Genomic DNA, 21,516 nt, shown 5'->3' on the forward strand with positions numbered 1-21,516 from the left:
TTGCGCGACAGAATACGTCAAACACCGACTCGGTTGTCCTAAACCCGGATTGGTCTATCGCGTTGAACTATCCAAAAGATAGACCTGCCCGAATCAACTAGCCCAGCGAAGCAATGTAATCCAAGGTCGCCTGGTATTCGGGCAGCAACCCCTGTTCGCGTGCCTCGGCCAGGCTCGGCGCGGCGGTGTCTTTCTCGCTCAAAAGCACCTGTAGCGGTCGCCCTTGCAAATCTTTATCCGGGAACACCAGACCCACCTCGGGGTCAACCGGCGACACGCCGTGCTCACGCCCCGGATTGTAGCCCTCGGAACACAGATACACCACGGTGGAATCGTCTTCCAAAGCCACGAAACAATGCCCCAAGCCTTCGGACAAATAAATCGCCCGGCGATGTTCACCCTCCAGCAACACCGAATCCCAAGCCCCGAAAGTCGGGGAACCCACGCGAATATCCACCGCGAAATCCAGCACTGCCCCGCGTGGACACATCACGTATTTGGCCTGGCTGGGGGGTACCTCCGCGAAGTGAATCCCGCGTACCACCCCGGCTTTAGAAATAGAGCAGTTGGCCTGTACCAGGCTCAGCGGATGCCCCACGACCTTGGCAAATTCGCCCAGCTTGTACATTTCCATAAACGCCCCGCGTTCGTCGGGAAACTGCTTGGGGGTAATCTCCCACGCGCCGGGCACTTTCAGTTCGCGGTATTCCATTGATACTTCTTTCTCTCACAGTCGTTGCAGTTACCCGTTCAATTATAGTTCGCCAGGTTGCGTTCACACCCACGTTGGCATTACCGTTCGTGCCCCTTGACGTTTCCGTTTCATGAGGTGCCAACCCGGACGGCGAGCGCTCTCCCCCAGCCTGCCCCCTTTCCCGATTCAAAATAAGCCGCCGCGTAAGCGCCCACGCCAAGAATCCCGGATGGCACCTCATGAACCCGAAAAATACCGCAACGTAAATGCAACGATTCCACTTTCGTTGCACTTACGTTGCATGCCTGCCACGAAAATACCCACAGCCGTGCCTCGATTTTGACAGTAAACCACTGCGGGACAGAATCAGGAGAATTCAGGGACGAGGCGGCGGATTATGTGACAAAACCAGGAAAATTCGCATACAGAAGGCCGATATATTGCCTGGAGTGCCGGTTTTCTCCTGAATTCATCACGTTCGACACCAGATTCCGAACCTGAACCGAGCCACAAGGCTAGTCGACTTCCCAGCCGCTGACCGCCAGGGTTTCACGGTACACTTCGTCGTATTCTTCGGCAATAGCCGCCGGGGAATAGCGGTCACCAATCGTCGCGGAAACCTCGGCAGCGGACAGGCCGAGGGTTTTAGCCTGCAACTGCTGGCAAGCCTCGGCCCAGAACTTCGAGTTCTTTTCGGTTACTACCGTGACTACTTTGGCGGTGTCGTCGTTGATATATTCCAAATCCTTCGCGCCCTCTCCCACCACGGCGGGTCGTCCCGCCAACAAGGCCTGCGCCAAAGACAGATAGAAATTCTCCGACTTGGTCGGGCCGATAAACAAGTCCGCTGCCTCCAGCGCCGCGTCCACCCCCCCAGCCTCGGCCGAAGACACGAACTCAACCCACTCTCCCAAGCCTAATTCCTTGACCTTCTCCTGGGAGCGAATCTTGGCGGTACCTTCGCCCACCCAGGTCAAAGTCGCATCCACCCCCGCTGCCCGCAAGGTTTTCACAGTACGAATCGCAATCTCGGGTTGATGGCGCGACGTAACTGCCCCCACCGAAACCAATCGCAGCTTGCCTTTTTCCCGCGGCCGTTCCACAAAAGCCTCGGGTTTAAGCACAATATAGGGCACCGCCGCCGTGTACTTCCCGTAACGACGTTCGGCAATATCCTCAAGCATTTTTACGGACGGGGCGGTTAAACCGTCGGGATTCAACAGAATCTCTTCCACCGGCAGAATCTCACTGGGCCAGCCTTGCGGGCTGGTCAGCTGCCACGGTTCGGTGTGCACCCACGGGCAGGCCAGCTGTTCGTCTTGCCGCTCTGGCAGCCCAAAGGGAATCAGCGACCATAGATTCATGGTGTGCATAATCTGGAATCCCGGCGCAATAGAGTACACAATCTGGGCGGCACGCTCGTAGTCCTCCGGGGTTCTCAAGGCATTAGGGAAGCCCCGTACCTCTACCGCCCCGTCTTGGTAACGGCTTTCCTCTGCCCCTGCTGCTTCGCTGCGCAGATGAATCACGGTAACATCATGAATTTGGCCGATAGCCTGGGCGGTAATCCGTACGAACTGTCCCACGTGGGGTGAGGCTTCAGTGGGGTAATCATTAGAGACGATAGCAACCTTCATGCTTTTATTATGCCGTTAAAACGTCTTCAGCTCGTGCTATTAAACGCCTGAATATTGCCCCGAACAAGTCTGCAAGTCCACTCGATAGAGCCGTTGGCCTGAAAATTCGCTGCCGTTAATGCTGCCGCTAGGATGTTCCGCTACCTTGGTCAGTATCGACTCGGGCAGCCGAAATGTTACGTCGTTTTCGTGCCACAACCACCGGTAGGCGCCAAACCGCGATCCCGCCGCGCTGCGGTCAGTATCCACGTAGTAATGTGTCACCCCCAGCTGTTTTAGGTACCTACAGCTCACGGCGCTGAGGGTGCCGTCATTCAAGTCACGCATCACCCGCAAAGCGTCTCCGCGCGGCCAAGACAGACTGGGGAACACGACCCGTTTTCCCTCCAGTATCCACCAGTAGGCTGTCCCCTCCTGAGGTGCCCCCCAAATCACGGCCTGGGGCGGCAAATGCGGGGCTTGATGCCTTATAAAATCCTGTTCCGCCGCAGTTAACATGGTGCCACGCACTATTTCCTGGGGATCATAAGAACGGGCTATCACGGATTGGCGCCCCCACAAAGTGGCTCCGGAACTGGCCACCAGCAGCACTCCCACCAAAGCTAACTGCAAGGATTTCATGGATACGTCCAGGTTACGAGTCAGGCAAAACGCCTCGAGACTCTGCAAGCACCTCATGAACCCGTAAGCAGCCAGAGGAAGACTGTACATTAATACCAACGATGCCAAACGGGAAGCCTGGAGATACCACGGAGCCGCCAAGAAGTACCCCGGCCACACGGGGCCGGCCGCTAAAAGATAAAACACCCAAGAGATTAGGAAACCCCATACCAGCCATCCCAAGCGCCGCGCCCGCCACAGAGACACACTGGCTCCCAGAGCCGCCACAGTGGTTATTATCCCGGTGATACCGAAATCCGGGCGTGCCCAGCCGGAAGGCCAGTCGGCAAACATCCACAAAGCATTGGCGACCAGGTTGTTGCGGTGATTAGCAAACTTAGTCATACCAATCAGCCGAGGCAGCAACACCACCGCAAACATCCCGAACACCAACATCGCGAAACCGCCACCCACCAGGATTTTCGTACGGCGAGCGCGCCGCCACTTCATGAGAAGCCACCCAAGCCACGCCGCAAAGGGAATCCCCAACAGCAGTAAAAGGTTAAACATGGCACTGGGGTGGGTGCAGGCCAGACCACAGACCGCCACAAAAAACCCTAGACCGAGCCAGGCGAAGAGCTGTGAGGAATAGAGAGCTTGGGATAACACCTGGTGCCAGCGGTACCAAGTGGACTTAAGATACTCGATACTCGGCGGGATATGCCCGATGGCGCGAGAATCGCGGGAATCGCGAGAACTGGCGTCAGCACGCGAAGAATCGCATAGGCTTGCCCCACCCGATTTGCCACCGCACGAAGCACCCGCCCCAAGACCGAGGCCGGGCTGGGGTCGCAGCCGATAAATCATCAACCCCAGGATTATCACCCCGGGGGTAGCCACCAGAGACAAGTTATAGGGCGGGGTTGCATAGTTCGCTACCGCCAGGGTAGGAAAGTTTATTCCCACCGCCGCGCCCAGCATCGCAAGGCCACTCATGAAATAGGAATCCGGAGTCGACCCACGCAAAGAAACCACCGTCAGCAGCGTAAACACCCCTATCATCAGTGGCCACAGCCCCAAAAAAACCAAAGTAATCGCGGTATAAACCGTCACCGGCGATCCAGGCAGCAAAGAGACAATATTGTGAAAAATATTGGGATAATAGACTTCCTCCCCGTTGTACAGCGGCGCAAAAGCCACCCACGGCGAAGCCGAGGCGCGTTCGCGGGTATAGCGAATCGCCGAAAGATGAAAAACCACATCCCAGGTTTGCGCCACGCGTCCCCCCGCGCGGGTTGCCACCAAATACGGCAAGCCACTAATGAAAACACAGAGCCACCCGGCCAGCCACCAGCCGCGAGTCAGTCGAGTCTGGGGCACCTGGGGCCATCGCGCCTTCACCCCTGGCCGCAAGGTCAGTAAACGCCCCAATACGAAAGGCAGCAACACCAGCCCCATCAGTGGCGACACCAGCCATACCCGCCACGGCAAGTGCAAACCAATCGCAATCCAGGTCACCGCCGCCCACACCCCCAGGCTCAAGGCTGGGGCGGTAACCAGACGCAAGGCACCTTGGATTCCCAAACCCCACGCCACCATCCAGCCGGGAATAATCAAAGCCACTACGGCGGCTCCTAGGGCAGCTGTCAGGCCGGCGATAAGCAATACTGTTCCCAAGGCTTGAACCCTTCGTGTCGCATCCGTAGTGTTTTTACGTATTGAGTGAATTTAACGTATTTAGAGCGGTTGTAGCGCTTTTAGTGTCTTTCCAGGAAAATGATACAGAACTGCGGGTGCGAAACCAAGGAACGCCCCGCCAAGGCACAAGCTGCCCCGCCGCCCACACCAGAACTTCCCCCCATCTGGGCGGAAACGCTATGATTTATCTCAGAAGCTTACGGAAAGTTCGCGGCATAAATCGCAGAATATTCCACAGTCAATCCCCAAAGGAAGGAATACGTAATGAACACGAAGACCGTGGCTGTTATCGGCCTGGGATACATTGGCCTCCCCACGGCGGTGGCGTTGGCCGGAGCAGGGCACCGCATCCTCGGAGTGGACACCAATCCCAGCCACGTCCAGGCTGTAAACGCCGGTCAAGTGCCCTTCTTGGAACCAGGCTTAGGCGAGGCCTTGCAAAAAGTCCACGCGGCGGGGCTGATTACCGCCTCGGAACAAGCCGCCCCGGCTGATGTCTATATTGTCTCGGTTCCCACACCATTCCAGGGCGACCACCACGCGGATTTGTCTTTCGTGATGGCCGCCGCCGACGAGATTTCCCCCTACGTGTCCAAGGGCGCGCTGGTGATTTTGGAATCGACTTCCCCCCCGGGCACCACCGAAGCCATGAGTGAACGCATCGAGCACAACCGCCCCGACCTGGCCGGGAGTCTCTTGTTCGCGCACTGTCCCGAACGGGTGCTGCCGGGCAAGATTATGGTGGAAATGTTCACTAATGACCGGATTGTCGGCGGCCTCACTCCGGAAGCAGCCCAGGCCGCCCAGGAACTTTACGCCAGTTTCTGTCGCGGCCAGATTCGCTTGACGGACGCGAAAACCGCTGAGTTGTCGAAGCTGGCGGAAAATTCTTTCCGGGATGTGAACATTGCTTTTGCCAATGAGTTGGCCAAAATTTGTGACTATTTGGGCATTGATGTGTGGGAGTTGATAGATCTTGCTAATCTGCATCCGCGAGTGAATATTCTGCGTCCCGGTCCCGGAGTGGGCGGGCACTGCATCGCGGTCGACCCGTGGTTCATTGTGGATGTGGCGCCTAGCCTGGCACGTCTGATTCACACGGCTCGCGAGGTAAATGATTCGCGTCCTGACGATGTGGTTGCCCAGGCACAGACTCTGATTCATGAGGTGCGCGCCGAAAATGCGGGTCAGCCCACAAAAATCGCAGTCTTGGGTTTGGCGTTCAAACCGGATGTTGACGATCTGCGTTCCTCCCCTGCGATTACGGTAGCGGATAAACTGGCCGGTTTGGACAAAGTAGAGTTGCTGGTTTGCGAGCCAAATACCGCCACTTTACCCCCGATTTTGACCGGGCGTTCCAATATTCGGAAGGTCGAGCTAGCTGAAGGGTTGCAAGACGCGGATTTGGTGGTGGGTTTGGTGGCACACCGCCAGTTCCGAGCGCTTTCCCGCGATTCCCTCACAGTTCCGGTTTTGGACGCGTGCGGGATTTGGCGCTAGCTCACGTTGGTTGCGGGGAAAGCGGCTTCACGAGGTGCCGCCCGCTTTTCCCGGCGTTTTTTGAATACCCCGGCTTTTTCGCCAGGTTCTCGAGGTGCCACCTCGAAGGGCGAAGGTTCTTTCAACAGGCACGCTAGGCATGAATATAAATCTTGCGCCAGTGTAACAGCAGCGCTAATGCCCACCACGCCACCATATTCAAGAAAATAAACCGATAGGGAGCCCCGAGCGTATCACCCAGTTTAGCGGCGATACGCCAGGCCAGTCCCGGTTCGGGGCCCAGACGGTTCAACACATCTATCGCCAGGTGTGACCCGAAGTAGACCAGCAGCGAATTCCGACCTAAAGCCGTAAAAGGCCAGGCTATCCGCTCGCGAATTCGCGAATTTCCGGAGCGCAGCGGTACGTCGAAGCACAAAAACGCCACCGCGAAAATCAATACCCCAACCGCCCCGGCTATCAAGGAAAATGATGGAGTCCACAAGCGTTTGAAAGCCGGCACCCAAATGGTCAATATCAGCCCGAACACACTCATCGCTGCGGCTAAAGCCAAGAGTTTCACCGGCCCGGTTTTCCATCCCAGACGCCTCGAAGACAAGGCCAGGTGTCCGGCGGTGGTGCCGGCTGCGGCCGTGAGTAAAGCCCCGGTAATCGCTACGAGGCCTTCGGGGTCGTGGCCTAAAAAGCCCCCATAGTACATATGCGCTCCCAACAGCGCCCGATCCCACATCCCGGAGGGGTTACAGCTTGGCGAAAGCACTCCGGAAGGGCAAGTCCCCGCCCACCACGTCAACAGCCCGGTCTGTAGCACTGCCACCCCGGCGGTAATTCCCGCCCAGGCCATCCAATTGCGAGCGAACAGGTGACAAGTCGCGATTATCGCCACAATCACCGCATACACCTGGAGTGGCCCGGTGAAACGGAAGGTGGCTGGATCCCATTGCCCGCTGGAAACCCCGTTGTACAGCAGGCCGACCACAACCAACACCACGATACGACGCAGGGTGACTTTGAAGGACACCCGATTGTGATAGGCGAAGGCCAAGCCGATACCTGACAGGGTCACGAACAGCGGAAATATCATATCATAATAGCGAATCCCTATCCAAGGCGCGTGAATCAGCCAGTCGGGACGCGGCAGCAGCCACGCCGCCGAGGTCACCGACATAATCAGGAACCAGCCACGCCCCACGTCCAGCGAGGTGATACGCCCGGGCTTCGCCGGTTTCGTTTCGGTTTGGTTTGTCTCGCCAGTGTTAGGCTCGGTCTGTCGGGTTGTTGCCGCCTCGGATTGGGTCGCCGCGCTGGGGTTTCCCGTTTCACGAGGTGCCATCCCGGAAACTTCGCTTGAATCGGAAATGGCACCTCGTGAAACCGAAGTATCAAACCTCACCCCCACGTAACCCGCAGGAGCCGCGTGATGCGGACCTCCCGGAAGATTTCGATGCTGCCAGAAATTCACAAATTCACCCCTGTTTCAAAACGGTTTCAGGAGCCAAACTGACACCCCGAGCAGTCAAGGTATGCAAGAAAAACTGTTGACGTGCGAATAAAACATCGGAATGAGCCAACTGATATTCCCCCGGAATCCACGGATCAGGGAAAGCCAGCCACCCGTAAAACTGCTGGTAGGCACCAAGACGCTTGGCTGGAAACAACACGGAATGCTTTGATATGCCCTCGCGAAACTCGGTGTCTATCCAACTGAACTGAGGGTATTTGCGGGGCTTATCCCCAGGTTGAATTTCAACCCCTTGGAATTCGTCATGCCACCCCTGCCACGACGAACCGTTGTGTTGCAAACCCATATAGTCCTCGTATTCGTCTATCGATAGAACCCGCTTTTCATTCGCTCTCGGATCAAAGGGGTTCACCACAATCCACGCCCCGTTTTTAGCTTTATCAGCCAGTTTAATTCCCGCATTCGTCACCGCCAGGTGGTCGTGATGCTTGTACAGCAAAGCCGCCTCGGAGCTATGTTTCGGGTCGACCTCGGGGTCGTTGTAATACCCGGCCGCAGTAACAGCCACCAGCGGTAAATCGGGCAGTTTCGAACCGCGCCACGTCAGGATTTTTTCTACCCCAGCCACGACTTTCTCGCTGGTCAAGGTGCCGTCGCCCAGGTTCAAAGCAATACGACCGCTATTTTTCCCCAACCAAGTGTCGACGGGTCGGCCGTCAACATTAACCGTTTCATGAGTCGCTTCGAGATCCAAGGCCAGGCTGGGATACCGGGCAGCGACCCGGTTCCAAAACTGGTTCCAGGAATGAATCCGGTTTCCCCCACATTCCGGGGTGTGCGCCAATGCCTGTGGCACAGGTGGAGGATACTCCCCCAAGTCACCCTGCAAACCAGGGGGACCTGCAACTCGACAGTTGCCGGTGGCCTCGCCAGAGGTGGCGGTAACTATCAGCATATAGGTGGAGTTGTCGGTGGATAGCGCGGTCAAACCTTGCAGTTCGTCGTCAGGATGCGGGGTCAGAAACAGGTGCATTTGGCGCGGCGCTTCGCTATGCGTCACGTGGACAACCCCGACACACAATATCGCCACCACCAGCACACAAAGCACCGCTACCAGGATTTCTTTCCTTGTCATAATCTGGTTCGCACGTGGCTTCATGGGAAGTTGTGTCGCTGTTTTCACACCGATAGATTCTAGCGCGTTTTTGGAACCACCACGCGCTGCGGCAAGTCACAGTTTTGTATGCCGCCGGGTGGTGCACGCCGGACCGGGTCGCGAAAATCGCTACCTGGAGCGCATAATCGAGGCGGTAGCGGCTTTGCCCGAGCGTTACATCTTGGACATGTATTTGACCCCCAATAATGCTGGGTATATCTGCCGACAAAAACGCGAGGGTGCCGGAGTGGCACGCACCCCGGTAGCGCGGCCGCGTTTTTCGATTCTGGCTCCTTTCCAGGCACCGTGCCCCTTGAATCCCGACCTGAATCGACTCTATTACCGGGTGTGGCACCTGGGCTCACTGCCCGCAGCGTGATAGGGAAGCTGGGGCTGCACTACAGCACCGAAAAATCAGGGAGACGTTTACCCACCCCGAAAAGCTCCTCCAAAGCAGCTACCACCCGCGCCGCTGCCCGGCCGTCCCCGTAAGGATTAACCGCGTGAGCCATTTCCGCTCGTGCCGGGGCGGAAGTCACCAAGTGTTCCAGCTGCTCGTGCACCGAGTCAAAAGCGACACCTACCAGTCGCGCGGTACCGGCGGCAATCGCCTCGGGGCGCTCCGTAGTGTCGCGCATCACCAATACCGGCTTGCCCAAGGCGGGAGCTTCCTCTTGAATCCCGCCAGAATCCGTGAGCACCACGTCACACCCCTGCAACAAACCCGCAAAAGGCGCATAGGGCTGGGGATCGCCAATAATCACGTTTTCCACCCCACCTAAAACTTCGGTTAGGGTGGTTCGCACCTGGGGGTTAGCGTGGGCTGGTAACAAGAACGTGACTTCGGGGTGTGCCTGGGCACAATCGCGAATCGCCAGCGCCATCTGGTGCATGGGTTCCCCCCAGGATTCCCGGCGATGCACCGTAACCAAGACTTTTAGCCCGGGATTCGACAAGCCCCTCATGAACCCGGCATCCAACCCCTCCCCCGCGTGACCAGAAGCAATCACGTGATGCAGAGCATCAATTACCGTATTACCGGTGACCGCAATCGCGCCCGGGTCAACGTTCTCACGCAATAGGTTATCCCGCGCCCCCGCAGTGGGAGCCAAATGCAGGGAAGTGACCGCGCCAGCCAGACGGCGATTGCCTTCCTCCGGGAACGGCAGCGCCAGGTTCCCCGAACGCAAACCGGCCTCCAGATGCGCCACCTTTATCCCCCGGTTGAAAGCCGCTAACGCCGCCGCCATCACCGTAGTGGTATCCCCCTGTACCAAGACCACGTCCGGGCGGATTTGCGCCAATTTTTCGTCCAGCCCCACCAAAACCCGCGCCGCCAGCGCGTTCAAAGATTGTCCCGGGCGCATCACCGACAGGCTTTCATCGGGGGTAATACCGAAAACCTGATTGACCGAGGCGACCATCTCGGGGTGCTGCCCGGTGGTCAGTGTCGTGACCCGCAACTTCGAGTCACGCAAAGCCAGGATAACGGGGGCAACTTTAATGGCTTCGGGGCGGGTGCCGTAAACCACAAGGATGTGGGGTTTTTCGCTCATGTATCCAGTCTAGCGCGATTAGCCGCATTAGACTGTAGGGGTGGAAAAGTTGAAAATGCTGTTGGTGTCGTATTCGCGCTTGGTGTCTGATGCGCGAATTTTGAAGCAAATCAACCTGTTCAAAGACGATTACGAACTGACCACCTGCGGATACGGCCCGGCTCCAACGGGAGCAGCGGCGCACTACCAAATTCCCGACGAGGCAGCCTATTGGCGACGCAACCGGGTAGAGACGATTTTGCGGCTTTATACCCGGGCGTACTGGTCTTCCCCAGCCTCGGCGTGGTGCCGCGAGAATCTTTCTCGGGGCGGATTTGACGTGTGCTTCGCCGATGACATTGACACGGCGGGTCTGGCTTTGTGGCTGCGACCCCGCTGCGGGGTTCACGCTGATTTGCATGAATATTCCCCCCGCGAAAAGGAAGACGTGTGGCGGTGGCGGGTGTTTGTGAAACCATACATGGAATGGCAGGTGCGCCACTTTGTAACCCGCGCCGACTCGGTCACTTCCACGGCCACCAAGTTTTGCGAGGAATACCAACGTAACTTTGGGGTGGACGCGAAGTTGGTGGTTAACGCTTCGCCCTATGCGGATTTGAATCCCACTCCCCTGCCGGAGCCGGGTCAGCCGTTGCGCCTGGTTCACGCCGGGGCGGGTCGCGAGGATCGCTACTTGGAAACCATGATTGACTCGGTGGCGGCACTGCCAGGTCGCTACACCTTGGATATGTATTTGACAGCTAATAACGCGGCTTATGTCGCGCAACTAGGTGAATACGCGGCGCGGACGCCGAATGTGCGGGTGCTGCCCGGGGTACCTTACCACGAGCTGATTCCCACCTTAAATCGCTATGACCTGGGGATTCACAATCTCCCGCCGGTGAACTTCAATAATCGCTATGCGCTACCAAATAAATTTTTTGACTTTGTCCAGGCTCGTCTAGGCATGGTGGTCGGTCCTAGCCCGGAAATGGTTTCGCGCCTGGATAAGTACCATTTAGGGCGGGCGGCCACCGATTTCACCGCCGAGGCGCTACGGGTGGCACTAGAGCAAACCACCCGCGAAGAGGTCGCGCAGTGGAAGCAAAACGCGGCCGCGCACGCCCGCGAAATGTCCAGCGAAACTGTCGTGGGCACCTGGCGCGACGCGGTTGCGGCAATTGTCGCCACAGACCCGTCTGCACCCTGAGCTGTCCACGGTAAAATGAGCGATGTCAATCCTAAAGAAAAGGGCGGGGCGTATGGCGGAAAACCTGCGGGTACTGCACTTCAATGACTGTGCTAATGTAGGGCTTTTTTTGGTGCGGGCGGCGGCGCGGGCCGGTTACCACTGGGATTACCTGCCGCCGGACAAGGTGCGTCCCGCGCATACCCCCCAGGGAATCGGCCGGGTGCGTTGGTTACCGTACTTCATGAGGCGCTGGCACCTCATGAACCGTAACACAATCGTGCACGTCCACTACGCAACCTCGGTGCCGCTAATCCACCAGCGTCCCCTACCCAAACGCCCGTATTTCCTGCACCTGCACGGCAGCGATATTCGCCGCCGCTGGAAGGAACCCCAGTGGCACGACCTGGTGCAACACGCCATCGACGGGGCGCAAAAGGTGTATTACACCAATTTGGACACGGTTGAGGAAGCTACCGCAGCCCGGGCGGATGCCCAGTACATGCCCGCCTTTGTCGAACCGGAACTGTTACCCGCCTGGCGCGGAGGCCAACCCGGGAGGGACATCAGGCAACGCCGGGTGGTCTTCGTTTCGCGGTGGGACGAGGACAAAGGCGTTGCCCGCCAGCTACAACTGGTCGCCCGGCTGCGCCAAGCCTTCCCGGCTCTGTCCCTAGAAGGCTTGGATTGGGGCCCGGGGGCACCGGAAGCCGCCCGCCTGGGGGTAAAACTGTATCCCAAGATGCCCCACTCCAAATTCCTGGACTGGCTGGCCGGGGCGGATTTGGCCATCGGTCAGGCCAACCGTATCCTCGCCATCTCCGAGTTCGAAGCCATGTATATCGGCTTGCCGCTGGCCGCGTTGGGCTCGCGCCTGCCCCGCCTGGATGACCACTCCACGCCCCCCGCCCTGGAAGGCACCCTGGAAGATGTGGTGGAAGCCATCGCGGCGGCGCTGGAAAACCCCCAGGAAACCGCCACTGACCTGGGCGGACGCCAGTGGGTGGTGGCGCATCACCTCGCGGATGCCTATATTCCCGGATTGTTGGCGGACTACCGGCGCGCCACCCTTTGATGACACAAATCGGGGATTTTTTGGGGGTGAGGCTCAAATATACAGAGCCTCACCCCCATTTTCTCCCCGATTTCTGCCGGTGGAACCCCGATATAGAATAATTCTTAAGTCTGCCACGCGCCGGATTTGGTGCCAGACGGAAAGGAACGCATGTCACGCATAATTGAAACCGCGCAGGTCGCACCGAATGCCACCATTGGTCAAGCTTGTTCTATCTGGGATTATGCCCAAATCCGCGAAGGCGCCACCCTGGGTGATAACTGCATCATCGGACGCGGAGCGTATATTGATGCGGGTGTGACCTTGGGGGACAACTGCAAGGTACAAAACTATGCACTGGTCTATGAGCCGGCACAGCTCGCCGATGGGGTGTTCATTGGTCCGGCCGCCGTGTTGACCAATGACCACTGGCCGCGAGCTATAAACCCCGATGGGACGCTGAAAACGGCCTCGGATTGGGAGGCCGTGGGAGTCACCGTAGGTCGCGGCGCGGCGATTGGGGCGCGCGCGGTGTGCGTTGCGCCAGTCGCCATCGGTGCCTGGGCCACGGTAGCAGCCGGGGCGGTGGTCACCACGGATGTGCCCGAGTATGCGCTGATGGTGGGGGTTCCCGCCCGGCGGATTGGGTGGGTTGGTCGCGCCGGGGTGCGTTTGATTCCATGTCCCACGCATGAGGAGTTAGCCGAAAATCCAGAGCAAGCCCCTCATGAACCCGTCACCCACTGGGAGTGCCCCGCCACCGGGGAAACCTACACGCAACACGGTGAAACCCTGGTCTTAGACCCCCAGTGAGAGTAGCGTTAACCGTGGCAAACTTGACCGGGCGACCGGCCGACAAAAACCCAAATTGCAAGGAGAAGTAAATGAGTAAGGACTTTATTCCCGCCGCGAAGCCAATTATCGGTGCGGAGGAACGGACGGCGGTGGACGGCGTGCTGCAATCCGGGATGCTGGCGCAGGGCAGCGAAGTCGCAGCCTTTGAAACCGAGTTCGCGGACGTGCTTGCCGCCGGGCGTGAAACCGTGGCGGTAAACTCGGGGACTTCCGCACTGTTGTGCGGACTGTTGGCGGCCGGCATCGGAGCAGGCGACGAAGTTATTGTGCCCTCCTTTACTTTTGCGGCTACCGCGAACTCGGTGGCGCTGACCGGAGCGACCCCCGTGTTTGCCGATATAGAGCCCGAGTATTTCTGTCTGGATCCGCAAGCTGTGGCGGCGGCGGTCACCGAGCGTACCAAGGCGATTTTGCCAGTACATCTTTACGGTCACCCCGCCAATATGACCGCCTTGGGCGAGATTGCGCGGGAAAACGGCCTGACGATTTTCGAGGATGCGGCTCAGGCTCACGGGGCGACTTGGAGTGGACAGCCGGTGGGGACTTTCGGGGTTTTCGGGGCGTTTTCGCTTTATCCCACCAAGAACATGACTTCCGGTGAAGGGGGGATGATTACTTGCGAAACCTCGGAGTTGGCGCGCAAATGCCGCCTGTATCGCAACCAGGGTATGGAAAAGCAATACGAAAACGAGGTTGTGGGATACAACTTGCGGATGACGAATATTCACGCCGCGATTGGGCGCGAACAGTTGAAAAAGCTCGCGGGCTGGACGGCGAAGCGCCGTGAAAACGCCGCATTCTTGTCGGCCAATCTGCAGGGAGTGAAAGTACCCGCGATTGCCCCGGAGGCCACCCATGTGTTCCACCAGTACACGATTCGCGTGGCGGACGACCGCGACGGGTTTGTCAAGGCTTTGCGCGAGGAATACCAGATAGGTTCTGGGGTGTACTACCCGATTCCCAACCATCGGCTGCCGTCCTTGGCGCGTTTCGCGCCGGGGCTGGATTTGCCCGCCACCGAGGCTGCCGCCCGCGAGGTCGTTTCGCTGCCGGTGCATCCTTCGTTGGACTCGGAAGACTTGGAGCGGATTGTTACGGCGGTGAATACTTTGGCGGGGGCGGGTGCGTAGTTTCGCTTCTTTGCCGGTTCATGAGGGGCTTGCCGGGATTTGCGGCTAGCACCTCATGAACCGTAAAAAACGTAACGCAACCACGGAAAGTTAGGAAAGTTATGGAAGAAATCAAAGTCGGAGTCATCGGAATCGGTTCTATGGGTCGCCACCACGTGCGCAATGTGCGGGAAACCCCGGGCGAGACCCTGGTGGCGGTGGCTGACCCGGGCGGCGACAAATTCGGGGTCGCCGGGGATTTGGAAGTCCTGCCGGATGTGGAAGCCTTGATTGCGGCGGGAATCGAGGCTGCGATTGTGGCGGTGCCCACTGCCTTTCACCGTGAAGTGGCACTGCAGTTGGCTGCGGCGGGGGTGCATACTTTGATTGAAAAACCTCTGGCTCCCAGCGTGGCCGAAGGGCGCGAGATTGTGGCGGCATTCGAGGCAGCCGGGGTGGTCGGAGCGTGTGGCTACGTGGAGCGTTGCAACCCGGCTTTAATGGAACTATCGCGGCGAGTGAAAGCCGGGGAGCTGGGCGAGATTTTTCAGATTGCGACCCGGCGGCAAGGACCTTTCCCGGTGCGGATTGCCGACGTGGGGGTGATTCAAGACCTGGCGACTCATGACGTGGACTTGACGGCTTGGCTGGCGGGCGCGCCGTATCGCAGTATCGCGGCGCGGGCGGCACGGAAATCCGGGCGCGACCAGGAAGACCTGGTGTTGGCAACCGGGGTGTTGGAAAACGGGGTGATTGTGAATCACGTGGTGAACTGGTTTAGTCCGTTTAAGGAACGTGTCACCACAGTTACGGGCGAACGCGGCGCACTGGTGGCGGATACGATGAACTCTACCTTGACCTTCTTTGAGAATGGAACCAAGGAAGTCGAATGGGATCAGGTTGCTAATGTCCGGGGCGTATCGGTGGGCGAGGTGCGCCAATACGCCCTGGATCAGCGTGAACCCTTGCGGGTGGAGCACGAGAATTTCTTGGCGGCGATAGCCGGGGATACCAGTCGTATTGTCAGCCTAGGTGATGCTCTGGGCACCCTGCGGGTGCTGGATGGCATAGTGGAGTCCTGTCGCACTGGTGAAACCATCACTCTAAATCAGGTGGGTTGAATAATTTTAGTTGGATAAGGAATTTTCAAAAATTATCACATATCTATCGTATTTCTCTCCAGTAAAGCATGGAGAGTCGGTGAATTCCTGGGGAATCTTTTCTTTCGAACCATGCAGTCCAATCAGCGATATATTTCCTATATAGTTCCCATTGTCATATTTAAATTTTTCGCCCAATCTCACAAAGTCGTTTTTGCTGATTTGAATTTTTTCACTGGACACCTGGTAATCCGACAATAGAACCGCAGGAACTTGCTCGTGTTTCGCATTAAAGCAGAGCTGCCCCTCCCGAACAACGAATTCTCCCGTCCCTCCCATAGCTCGTTCCAAGTGTACAGCTTTATCAGCATTTTCCCTTGGTATTTGCCAGTATTTGAACTTATCAGTCTTCGCATGCTTCACCCATTCGGTTTCAGGCTCGAAAAGCGTCGCGTGCGGCACCGGTTGTTTACTGACCTCATCAGAGCCGGAATCTGGAGCCTTCGGGCTGCCGCAAGCGGCTACGCCAAGCGAAACCGCAAGACACAGGACAGTAGCAAGCACAGCCTTCCTACCCATCACATCTCCTTAATCACTTGAAGAATCGTAAAAAATGTCTATGCTACCACCTGTAAATTTCTTTCCTTCAAAACACGGGGAGTTAATAAATTCCTTTGGAAATTTCTCTTCCGGGCTGTACATCCCAATCTCAGAAACATTTCCTTTATTAACCCCATTGTCGAATTCAAATTTTTCACCAATTTGCACGAATTCATCTTTACCTATTTGAATTTTAGACCCTGAAACCTTATACGTTGAGGATAGCACGGCAGGAACCATGTGGATACCTTCTTTAAAGCAAAGCTGCCCTCCCACTACCTGTAACTCACCTATCCCATTCAGCAAAAGTTCGTTATAAATCGCATACTTAGTATTCTCCTCAGGTATTTGCCAGTATTTGAACTTATCAGTCTTCGCAAGCTTCACCCATTCGGTTTCAGGCTCGAAAAGCGTCGCAAATCGCTTTTGTGGTGAGGAATTACTTGCGGTAGGTTCATTTGTAACTGTAGGAGGGGAATTAGGCGTTGTTTGCTTAGCAGAAATCACCCTTGAGCAACCAGCTACGCTAAAACTAGCTACCAATAATAGGTAAAATAACATAGTTAACGTCTTTTTATACATGGATTACTCCATTTTTAGCTTGAAACCTGACACCGATTCAGCTTTGGTGATTTTAGTGAAAACTGAACTCGCTTGTCCATCAACATATATTTGGCCTTTGTGTATACCGGCGGCACCACCACTGGAGAACCATGGTCCACCAGAATCGCCCCTCTGCGTAACATGGTCATTTACGTACACGAGATTTCAATCAAACTTTCTTTCAGCGTCACGGTAGCAAACATCTCCTTGCACAATTGCATATTGCCTACCGGATAATTCACCTTTAACTGCAAGCCACTGTCCATAGGAGGGTTCTTCGATACGCCAGGTAACAGGGGTTAACCCCCCAGTTTTTTCACTCCAAAATTTACCTTCAGTTACAGCTTCTCCGCTCGGCACAACCACACCCACATCACCGTTGTATTCTTTATATGTAAATATCTTGTCTAAGAATATTCCGGAACCCCATTTCCCGTACACTGTTGCACCGTGTTTTAAGCAATGTCCCGCAGTAAATAGCGCATGTGGATAGTACTCATTCTCTGTTGCAAAGGCCGTGGTGCATGTCCCAATTCCCTTATATCCTGCATCATACGAGATTTTCCCCCCGCCGTAGAGGGCTTCGTCGTGCATTGTGGTGTCGGGGGAAAGAGCGTATTTTATAAGGAACACAGCCTTCTTGCCCATCATGTCCTCCTCGACAAATTTAGAAAGTAATCAATTCCGCGCCAACACCAAGGACGTTAAATCCCACACTTGGAAGGCTTGAATCTTTTTTAGCAGTCATATACGGCAGAAGTCAATACCTAAATCCTAAATGTTAGCACAAATATTTAGCCTGGTCAGTGGGTTTCAGCCAGGCGATACCCCGGTCTAACCTGGGACTTTATGAAAATCGAGAATTGTAGGAATCTTGGAAGTGGTGCCTATGTCTATTGCACCAGGAAGGAAGCGGCGGCGAAGCGCCACGGGCCTTCCGCCGCGAACCAGCCCTCGCGGTGCGCGGGCATGAGTGCCCCAAAAGACAGGAAACGGCGGCGCGCCTGGGCGCGTTGGCGCAACACGTCCACGGGAATCGTGGGATTCAAGATAGCCGCTAACAAAGCCGTGTCCGCCCGGCTAAACACCCGCTCGCAACCCGGGGCGAAATCCAGCAATTCCCGGGTAATCGCAGCCAAAGCCTGGCGTTGTTCGACATCCCACCAGTCACGCTCCCGATTCAACACCACCCCGAACACGTGAATCCGCAAGGTCTTCGCGGCCACCGCCCGGCGAACCGCCACCGGCCAGGCTTTCGCCCAGGCACGTCCCAACAAGTCCGTGACATGGCCCAGCTCCTCGGCAATCGGACGAGACTGCAAGGTGACCCGTGCCGGGCCGTCCTCGCCAACCACATAGCCCAATCCTCGACGCTGCACCACCACCCGAGAAGACGCATACAGCCGCATCGAAAACGCGATATCCTCACCCACCGCCAAACCCGGAGTCATTTCCAACCCCAGTTCCCGCAACCGAGAAACTCGCATCAACCCCAAGGGGGCGCTGCGATAATAGAGCCGATCGCGGCGAAAATCCGCTAAACCACGCAACCACGGTCGTACTGGCGGAGTGTGCACCGGCCGCCGCGCGTCACGTCCCCCGCGTTGCAACCGGGTAATCACCATATCCGCGTGATATCGCTTGGCTAAAGCCACCCAGACATCCACCGCCCCGGGATCCAAAAAATCATCGGAGCCCATAATCGCCGCAAACCGGGTCTGTACCCGGCTTAGACCGTAGTTGAAAGGCTCGGCGGGGGAATGCAAACCGTCGCGCAACTCGAGGATTTCCACGCGGGGATGCGTCGAAAGCCTCCCCGCCCCGGCTCCCCTGCCACTGCCCGAGACATCTTTATCCAAAACCGCCGCCAATTGCGCCGCCTCCAGGTTATGCGCCACCACCAGGACTTTTGCCGCCCGGCTTTGCAACACGGAAGTCACCGCTCGCCGCAGGGGACGCTTAGGGTCGTGACACGCGATTACCACGGTGGCGCTGGGTGGGGTGGGTTTCGGGTTCATGAGGTGCCTCCCTCGATTTCAGGCTTAGTTTCAACCGTGTCCGCCCCGTTTTCCTGATTAGTGTCCGGGGCGGCATCCGGCGTTTCGCCCGCCCCCCGGGATGGCACCTCATGATCGTAAGCCCGCGCGGCCATATCGGCCAAAACCAGCAACAACCCCAACATTAGCGCCATCATCAAACTCAACACCTGCAGGGTCTCGAGGAACTCCAGTGGCGAGAAAAACAGCCACGCCAAGGGGATAACCGTGAACACGATAGCGTGAATCAGCACCCACTGTTGGCGTGAAGTCACCACGAACACATTGGAAATCGGGGACGTCACCAGATTCATCGCCAGCCATGGCACCAGGGCACGGGTAATCAGCCCGGCCTCGACCCACTGCGAACCAAAAACCAGGGGAATCAACCACGGCGCCAACAACCACAGCAAGCCAAACGGCAACACGGCAAACAGTATTGCGCGTTTCATTACGGCGCGCACCAGACCCGTCAGCTCCCCGCGTTGCACCCGGCTCATGCGCTCCAGAAACACCTGGGCGATAGCCCCATTCAACAAGGCAATCGGGGCTTGCAACACGCGCCACGCCAAGTTGAACTGTCCCAAAGCATTCAGGGCGATAACTCCAATCAACATCTGGATTCCGTTGGTGCGCACCGCATCCACCAGGGCATTGGGCAGATTCAACAGGGGCATTTTACGGTGTCGACGAGCGGCCTGGCGGATAGTGGGGGCATCTGTGCCGGGGCGGCGGCGCAACTCGCCGCTTTGCCTCCCTAGGTTGAACAAGGCCCAAACCAGGCCGATGAAACTGCCGCACAGCAGACCCAGGAAAGACCGCATCCCGCCCAGACCGAAACCCAACTGGCCACCACTGGTACCCACGGATTGAGTGAAACGGTTCAGGGCAATCACCCGATATTGACGCTTGCGGTTAAACCAGTATTGCCAAATCGAAATTTGTGCGGCACAAAATACGGATAAACCCACCAAAGGGAGCCAAGTCGCCAGGGTGGGGCTGCTCCAGATTTCGGCCACAGTGTCACGGTAGAGGAAAGCCAGGAGCGTGGCGGTGAGCGATACTACTAGGTTGGCGCGGGTGGCGAGGCGCGCCAACTGCCTGGCTTCATCATCAGATTCCGGCAGGACAATCGCCAGGTCGTAGCGCAAGGTCGCTATCACGGCAAAAATCCCCGCAATCGAGGAAAACAGGGCGAACTCTCCGAAGGCTTCAGGGGTAAACAACCTGGCGGTTACCACCGAAACCGCGATAGCGATGGCCTGGCCGGCGGCGGTGCCGGTAGCCAGAATCCCAATATTACTCAGCACCGGATGCGCCGAGGCGAAACGCCGCCACCGGGCGAAACGCCGCCCCGGGTTGGGGTCTTGCCCCCCGGCAGTAGTATTCGTGGCCATAGTGTGATTTTAGTTGGTAATTTGTCACCCGTGAATATTTAGGCGCGATCTGGGCGCAGTGGGCGCCACACGCGGCTGGCACCTCGTGACGAAGAACCCAAGGCTACCACCCGCTACCAACCGCGCCACGAAGGCAGTGTCTCCCGCAAAGAATCCACCTTCCCGTCTAGCATGGCGCGATACACCGCGACATAACTGGCGCCAACCGTGTCCTCTGAAAAGGCTGTGCCGATAGTAGCGGCAATATCCCCCGCGCAATGTTGGTTATCCAGAATCTGGGCTTCCACCGCATCGGCGTAATCCCCCGGGTCGTGGTGTGGCAAGGCCTCGCCGGCCGCCGGGCGCATGTAATCCGGGTGTCCCCCCGCATCCCCCACCACCACGGGCCGGCCGTGCAAAATCGCCTCCGCACAGGAAACATAGAAATTATCCCCATGCGTCGGCCCGATAAACACGTCGGCGGCCGCGAGCTCCCGCGACACGCCTTCGTAGGGCAAGGCTCCGGTCAGCCGCAAATCCAGTCCGTGTTCCGCCGCGTAATCCCGACACGCGGATTCCAGCGGTCCGGTTCCCACCCAGGTCAGGTTGGTTTCCCGGCCGCGTCGTTGTAACTCTTGCACCACCCGCAGCGCGAACAGTGGGTCTTTGCGTTCCACCAGTCCCCCCACCGACACCAGCCGCCACGGCGCGGACGGGGCGCTCAACACGCGGCGTTCCACCAGGTTCGCCACCGGTTCCACTACGCAAGGAATCTCGACCGTGGGCTTATGCGGTCGCACCGTCCGCAGCGGAGCCGACAGATACGGGCACACCGCCGTAACCACGTCGGGCAAGCGTTCCAGCCCTAAAATCACTGGCCTGGCGGCGCGCAACCCCAGCCCAAGCGTGTCGGGATTCGTCAGTCCTGACCAGTGTTCGGTGTGTACCCACGGCATACCGGCAGGTTTCCCCACTAGCACGGGTGCCAACGCGGACATGGCCATGGAATGCACCAGGTCAGAGCCCCGCAGGTAGGTCGGCAGCAGTCGCCCGGCGCGCCCCAAGTCGAGGGGAGAAAACGGGTCAAAGGGAATGCGCACCACCTCGATACCCTCGTGGTTCACCCGCCGTGAACCGTCATAGAGCCGGGGTGCCACCAGGTGTATCAGCCGTACTTTCGCCCCGGCTTTGGCGATGGCGTGCAAATCTTTGACGATAAACGACCCCGAGGCGGGGGCTTTCTCGGTGGGGAACCAGGTCGCTACGGCGGTTACTTTCACTTTTCCTTCCTTTTCATGAGGTGCTATCCGTT

General features: G+C 57.6%; 21 protein-coding genes. 7 read left to right on the top strand and 14 right to left on the bottom strand.

Annotated elements, in window-relative coordinates:
* Positions 1-97: 97 nt before the first annotated feature.
* The 3 genes from F4555_RS05530 to F4555_RS05540 all read right to left on the bottom strand — a co-directional run bounded on the left by F4555_RS05530 (position 98) and on the right by F4555_RS05540 (position 4,596).
* Positions 98-712 carry a dTDP-4-dehydrorhamnose 3,5-epimerase family protein gene (locus tag F4555_RS05530; protein ID WP_004017855.1) on the bottom strand — a complete coding sequence of 205 codons (615 nt, stop codon included), beginning with the start codon at positions 710-712 and terminating at the stop codon, positions 98-100.
* A 497-nt stretch (positions 713-1,209) separates the two neighbouring features.
* Positions 1,210-2,331, bottom strand: coding sequence for a glycosyltransferase family 4 protein (locus F4555_RS05535; RefSeq protein WP_004016628.1), 1,122 nt, complete (start codon positions 2,329-2,331; stop codon positions 1,210-1,212).
* 39 nt (positions 2,332-2,370) lie between these two features.
* Positions 2,371-4,596 (bottom strand): DUF6541 family protein, encoded by a 2,226-nt coding sequence (locus tag F4555_RS05540; RefSeq protein WP_115325992.1) that lies wholly within the window; start codon positions 4,594-4,596, stop codon positions 2,371-2,373.
* 297 nt (positions 4,597-4,893) lie between these two features.
* On the opposite strand from F4555_RS05540, the gene wecC reads away from it, so the two are divergent.
* On the top strand, positions 4,894-6,129 hold the full coding sequence (gene wecC / locus F4555_RS05545; protein WP_004012138.1) for a UDP-N-acetyl-D-mannosamine dehydrogenase: 1,236 nt from the start codon (positions 4,894-4,896) through the stop codon (positions 6,127-6,129).
* On the opposite strand, the gene F4555_RS11155 is transcribed toward wecC, so the two are convergent.
* The 3 genes from F4555_RS11155 to F4555_RS05555 all read right to left on the bottom strand — a co-directional run bounded on the left by F4555_RS11155 (position 6,126) and on the right by F4555_RS05555 (position 8,774).
* Positions 6,126-6,254 carry a hypothetical protein gene (locus F4555_RS11155; RefSeq protein ID WP_004012137.1) on the bottom strand — a complete coding sequence of 43 codons (129 nt, stop codon included), beginning with the start codon at positions 6,252-6,254 and terminating at the stop codon, positions 6,126-6,128. The genes wecC and F4555_RS11155 overlap by 4 nt on opposite strands.
* 8 nt (positions 6,255-6,262) lie before the next feature.
* Positions 6,263-7,522, bottom strand: a complete 1,260-nt coding sequence (locus tag F4555_RS05550) for a heparan-alpha-glucosaminide N-acetyltransferase (RefSeq protein ID WP_263478087.1) — start codon at positions 7,520-7,522, stop codon at positions 6,263-6,265.
* Between the two features lie 73 nt (positions 7,523-7,595).
* Positions 7,596-8,774, bottom strand: a complete 1,179-nt coding sequence (locus F4555_RS05555) for a hypothetical protein (protein ID WP_255312889.1) — start codon at positions 8,772-8,774, stop codon at positions 7,596-7,598.
* Positions 8,775-8,796: 22 nt separating this feature from the next.
* Between F4555_RS05555 and F4555_RS05560 the strand changes: the two genes are divergently transcribed.
* Positions 8,797-9,126 carry a hypothetical protein gene (locus F4555_RS05560; protein ID WP_211580257.1) on the top strand — a complete coding sequence of 110 codons (330 nt, stop codon included), beginning with the start codon at positions 8,797-8,799 and terminating at the stop codon, positions 9,124-9,126.
* Positions 9,127-9,145: 19 nt separating this feature from the next.
* Here the strand turns inward: F4555_RS05560 and wecB are convergent, their stop codons facing one another.
* Positions 9,146-10,303, bottom strand: a complete 1,158-nt coding sequence (gene wecB / locus F4555_RS05565; protein WP_004016623.1) for a non-hydrolyzing UDP-N-acetylglucosamine 2-epimerase — start codon at positions 10,301-10,303, stop codon at positions 9,146-9,148.
* Positions 10,304-10,358: 55 nt separating this feature from the next.
* On the opposite strand from wecB, the gene F4555_RS05570 reads away from it, so the two are divergent.
* From F4555_RS05570 to F4555_RS05590, 5 genes are all read left to right on the top strand, one after another.
* Positions 10,359-11,492: a glycosyltransferase family protein gene (locus F4555_RS05570; RefSeq protein ID WP_115325990.1), complete on the top strand. Its 1,134-nt coding sequence runs from the start codon at positions 10,359-10,361 to the stop codon at positions 11,490-11,492.
* Positions 11,493-11,544: 52 nt separating this feature from the next.
* Complete coding sequence (locus tag F4555_RS05575) at positions 11,545-12,546, top strand: glycosyltransferase family protein (RefSeq protein WP_260399988.1); 1,002 nt, start codon at positions 11,545-11,547, stop codon at positions 12,544-12,546.
* 150 nt (positions 12,547-12,696) lie between these two features.
* Positions 12,697-13,338, top strand: coding sequence for an acyltransferase (locus tag F4555_RS05580; protein WP_004012130.1), 642 nt, complete (start codon positions 12,697-12,699; stop codon positions 13,336-13,338).
* Positions 13,339-13,409: 71 nt separating this feature from the next.
* Positions 13,410-14,510, top strand: a complete 1,101-nt coding sequence (locus F4555_RS05585; RefSeq protein WP_115325988.1) for a DegT/DnrJ/EryC1/StrS family aminotransferase — start codon at positions 13,410-13,412, stop codon at positions 14,508-14,510.
* Between the two features lie 101 nt (positions 14,511-14,611).
* Positions 14,612-15,610, top strand: coding sequence for a Gfo/Idh/MocA family protein (locus F4555_RS05590; protein ID WP_004012128.1), 999 nt, complete (start codon positions 14,612-14,614; stop codon positions 15,608-15,610).
* Between the two features lie 6 nt (positions 15,611-15,616).
* On the opposite strand, the gene F4555_RS05595 is transcribed toward F4555_RS05590, so the two are convergent.
* The 7 genes from F4555_RS05595 to F4555_RS05625 all read right to left on the bottom strand — a co-directional run bounded on the left by F4555_RS05595 (position 15,617) and on the right by F4555_RS05625 (position 21,484).
* Positions 15,617-16,168, bottom strand: coding sequence for a hypothetical protein (locus F4555_RS05595; RefSeq protein WP_004015648.1), 552 nt, complete (start codon positions 16,166-16,168; stop codon positions 15,617-15,619).
* A gap of 9 nt (positions 16,169-16,177) precedes the next feature.
* On the bottom strand, positions 16,178-16,771 hold the full coding sequence (locus F4555_RS05600; RefSeq protein WP_231282872.1) for a hypothetical protein: 594 nt from the start codon (positions 16,769-16,771) through the stop codon (positions 16,178-16,180).
* Between the two features lie 3 nt (positions 16,772-16,774).
* The gene (locus tag F4555_RS11540) at positions 16,775-16,951 is read right to left on the bottom strand and encodes a trypsin-like serine protease (protein ID WP_112664868.1); all 177 of its coding nucleotides are present in this window, start codon (positions 16,949-16,951) and stop codon (positions 16,775-16,777) included.
* Positions 16,952-16,957: 6 nt separating this feature from the next.
* Positions 16,958-17,443 carry a chymotrypsin family serine protease gene (locus tag F4555_RS05610; protein ID WP_004016618.1) on the bottom strand — a complete coding sequence of 162 codons (486 nt, stop codon included), beginning with the start codon at positions 17,441-17,443 and terminating at the stop codon, positions 16,958-16,960.
* Between the two features lie 242 nt (positions 17,444-17,685).
* Complete coding sequence (locus F4555_RS05615) at positions 17,686-18,810, bottom strand: glycosyltransferase (RefSeq protein ID WP_115325987.1); 1,125 nt, start codon at positions 18,808-18,810, stop codon at positions 17,686-17,688.
* Complete coding sequence (locus F4555_RS05620) at positions 18,807-20,225, bottom strand: lipopolysaccharide biosynthesis protein (RefSeq protein ID WP_115325986.1); 1,419 nt, start codon at positions 20,223-20,225, stop codon at positions 18,807-18,809. Before F4555_RS05620 ends, F4555_RS05615 begins: the two co-directional genes overlap by 4 nt.
* A 113-nt stretch (positions 20,226-20,338) precedes the next feature.
* Positions 20,339-21,484, bottom strand: a complete 1,146-nt coding sequence (locus F4555_RS05625) for a glycosyltransferase (protein ID WP_115325985.1) — start codon at positions 21,482-21,484, stop codon at positions 20,339-20,341.
* Positions 21,485-21,516: the final 32 nt, after the last annotated feature.

Source organism: Mobiluncus mulieris (genome assembly GCF_014204735.1).
Lineage (GTDB): Bacteria > Actinomycetota > Actinomycetes > Actinomycetales > Actinomycetaceae > Mobiluncus > Mobiluncus mulieris.